The 2460-nt window shown below is 67.8% G+C and carries 4 protein-coding genes; 3 read left to right on the forward strand and 1 reads right to left on the reverse strand.

Going from position 1 to position 2460, the window contains the following annotated elements:
• The 3 genes from FKP22_RS32865 to FKP22_RS27185 form a co-directional block, all read left to right on the forward strand.
• Positions 1 to 525: hypothetical protein (locus tag FKP22_RS32865; RefSeq protein ID WP_170201120.1), on the forward strand; the 525-nt coding region annotated here is incomplete at its 5' end.
• Between the two features lie 14 nt (positions 526 to 539).
• Positions 540 to 1700 carry a hypothetical protein gene (locus tag FKP22_RS27180; protein ID WP_141291076.1) on the forward strand — a complete coding sequence of 387 codons (1161 nt, stop codon included), beginning with the start codon at positions 540 to 542 and terminating at the stop codon, positions 1698 to 1700.
• Between the two features lie 112 nt (positions 1701 to 1812).
• The gene (locus tag FKP22_RS27185; RefSeq protein ID WP_141291077.1) at positions 1813 to 2070 is read left to right on the forward strand and encodes a hypothetical protein; all 258 of its coding nucleotides are present in this window, start codon (positions 1813 to 1815) and stop codon (positions 2068 to 2070) included.
• Between the two features lie 9 nt (positions 2071 to 2079).
• Here FKP22_RS27185 and FKP22_RS27190 read toward each other — a convergent pair.
• Positions 2080 to 2460, reverse strand: a 381-nt coding sequence (locus tag FKP22_RS27190) for a helix-turn-helix transcriptional regulator (RefSeq protein ID WP_141291078.1), incomplete at its 5' end; no start/stop codon positions are given.

Genomic DNA, 2460 nt, shown 5'->3' on the forward strand with positions numbered 1-2460 from the left:
CCCAACGGGGTGGAGACCTACATCACCGGGCTGCCGATCGGCCTGGGCCCGATGAACAACCTGCGCCAGGCGGCCCGCAACATCCGCGCGCCGGTGCGCAAGCAGTTCACGTTGACAGCCGGCATGCCGCCCGTGGCGCATACCGTTTATTTCTACACCTGGCATGCCGAGTTGCAGGCCAACTGGCTCGCCGCGAGCTGGGCCACCATCGGGCTCGGCGCCAATCCATTCGCCGGACCCGGCATGTACCCGGCTTTCGAGTTCTTCCAGAACTCGGACCAGTTCCAGGCCGACCTGGCTGCCACGGGCGCCAACGACGTGATCATCATTGCCGGCGACTTCAACATCACCGGCGCGGACCTGAACAACAACCCGGCCCTGTTCCCGAATTTCGTCGGTGCCTCTCACAACCTGAGCCATGTGCTGGCCTACAGCCCGAGCATGGCCCTGGGGTTGGCCCAGACCTGGAACGTGGTCACGCCCTACCCGCCACATTGCATCATCACTGTGGAAGTGCAGTGGTGAGATGGGAGCTCCAGATGAACATCACCGACCTCAGTGGCAACGCGCCCTGCACCGCCCTCGCGCCGTTTGCGCAGGCCACTTACAGCTTGCTCAACCTGCCGAACGGACCCGGCAGCATCCTGTGGACGCTGACGGGTGATCTTTCGTCCCTGCTCATCACCGGTACGAACAACACCGCGCAGCTGACACTGATCTCCCAGCAGCGATCACAGCAGCCCGGCGCCACCATGCTGACCGCCACCTTCACGCCCCAAGGCCAGGGCACGCCTGCGGTGGCCAGCATTGCCCTCACCGTGTTCGAACTCGTGCTGGCGCTGGCGCCTCCGGTGGCCGACGACACAAGCGGCAGCACGGGCTCCGAGAGCAGTTGCATCGGCGTCGGCGAAACCCGGGTGCTGAGCGCCTGCACACTGCCGGCCGGCGTCGTGCCAGCGCAGGCCGGCGACTGGCAATGGTCGGTCGGCGCCGACCTGCAGATCATGGGCGACGCCAGCGGCCCGGTGGTCAGCTTGGTTGCCAACAGCGCGAGCAACAACGCCGAGGTGACGGTGGCACTGGCTTTCGCCGGCGGCAACTGGCGGGCCAGCCGGCAGCTGATCCCCCTGGCCGTCCAGATCATGGGAGCGCAAGGCGGCTTGCCGATCAGCAGCATTCCGGTCGGGCAAACGGCAGGCTTCGCTGCAGCGGTCCAGCCCTCGGCGGATGACGCCCAGGTTTTCTGGACCGGGGGCGCCAACGTCTCGCTTGCAGCCCAGGACACCACGGTCACGGCACAAGGGGTGCAGCCCAGCGCGGTCGAAGGGGCCGATGGCCTTGCCGTGACCGTGCTGACAGGTGGCGCGCAAGCTCACGCGCTGATCCCGCTGACCGTGTATGCCACCGCCATCACCGGTGCTGGCGGCGCACCCGCGCCCACGCAGCTGCAGGCCAATGGCCGCCAGCGCTATGCCGTGAGCACGTCCCCGCCGCTGTCGGACATCAGCGTCAGCTGGTCGGTTCAAGGCCCCGCCGCGCTGACCGGCTCGACCACGCAGCGCGACGTTGAGCTGATCACCACCGGACCAAGCGAAAGCGCGGGCGACGTGGTGCTCAGCGTCTCGGTGCTGCCACCCGGCATGCCGCACGACCAGCCCACCGCCGTGCTGCGCATCACGTCCGGCACGCCGAGGCGCTGAAACGGTCCAGCCCGCAAGTTGATCCTCCCCGGGGCCCCTGGCCCTCCCGGCCTGCCCAGCGGCGCCAGGCCGGGCCTGTGTTCGCGCCGCGTTGCCATCGAAAGGTTTCCCCATGTCCAACTCTCTGAGCAACGTCTCCATCAAGGTCGCCGGCCTCGGCACGCTGATCGTCTACGGCGCCGAAGGCAGCGTCGACGGGCCGGTCCTGAAATGCGGTGGCGGCCAGACCGTGGATGGGCAGGATCCCCCGGAGCAGCAAGGCGTCTACGACATCAGTTCCAGCCAGCGGTCCTTCACCAATGTCACCTGCATCGACGCCTCCGCGCAGACGTGGACCTTCCAGCTGAGCAACGCCATCGCAGCGGAATAGCGCCACCGGTCACGCCGCGCCCAGATGCGCCCGCCGATGTTCGCGGGCGCTCTGGCCAATGGCGCGGCGGAAGCAGCGCTCGAAGTGGCTGAGGTCGGCAAAGCCAGCGCGCAGCGCCACCTCGGTGATGCGCAGCTGCGGCTCCAGCAGCAGCAACTGCTGCGCCACATGGATGCGGATGCTCAGCAGGAAGGACTTGAAGCTCAGGCCTAGCGTGCTGCGAAACAGGTAGCTCAGGTGCGAGGCGCTGACATGGGCCTGCTCGGCCAGCTCGCCCAGTGCAATCGGCTCGGCATGGTGCTCGGCGAGGAAGACCAGCGCGCGTCGCAGGCCGGCATGCACCGTGTCCAGCACCCGGGTCTGGCGCTCCAGCACCACCTGCACCCACTG

This window comes from Ideonella azotifigens (assembly GCF_006519715.1).
In the GTDB taxonomy this organism is placed as follows: domain Bacteria; phylum Pseudomonadota; class Gammaproteobacteria; order Burkholderiales; family Burkholderiaceae_C; genus Ideonella; species Ideonella azotifigens.

Bases quoted from the DNA above. Each gene is read 5' to 3' on its own strand.
- FKP22_RS27185 (WP_141291077.1), top strand. From the start codon at position 1,813: ATGTCCAACTCTCTGAGCAACGTCTCCATCAAGGTCGCCGGCCTCGGC.
- FKP22_RS27180 (WP_141291076.1), top strand. From the start codon at position 540: ATGAACATCACCGACCTCAGTGGCAACGCGCCCTGCACCGCCCTCGCG.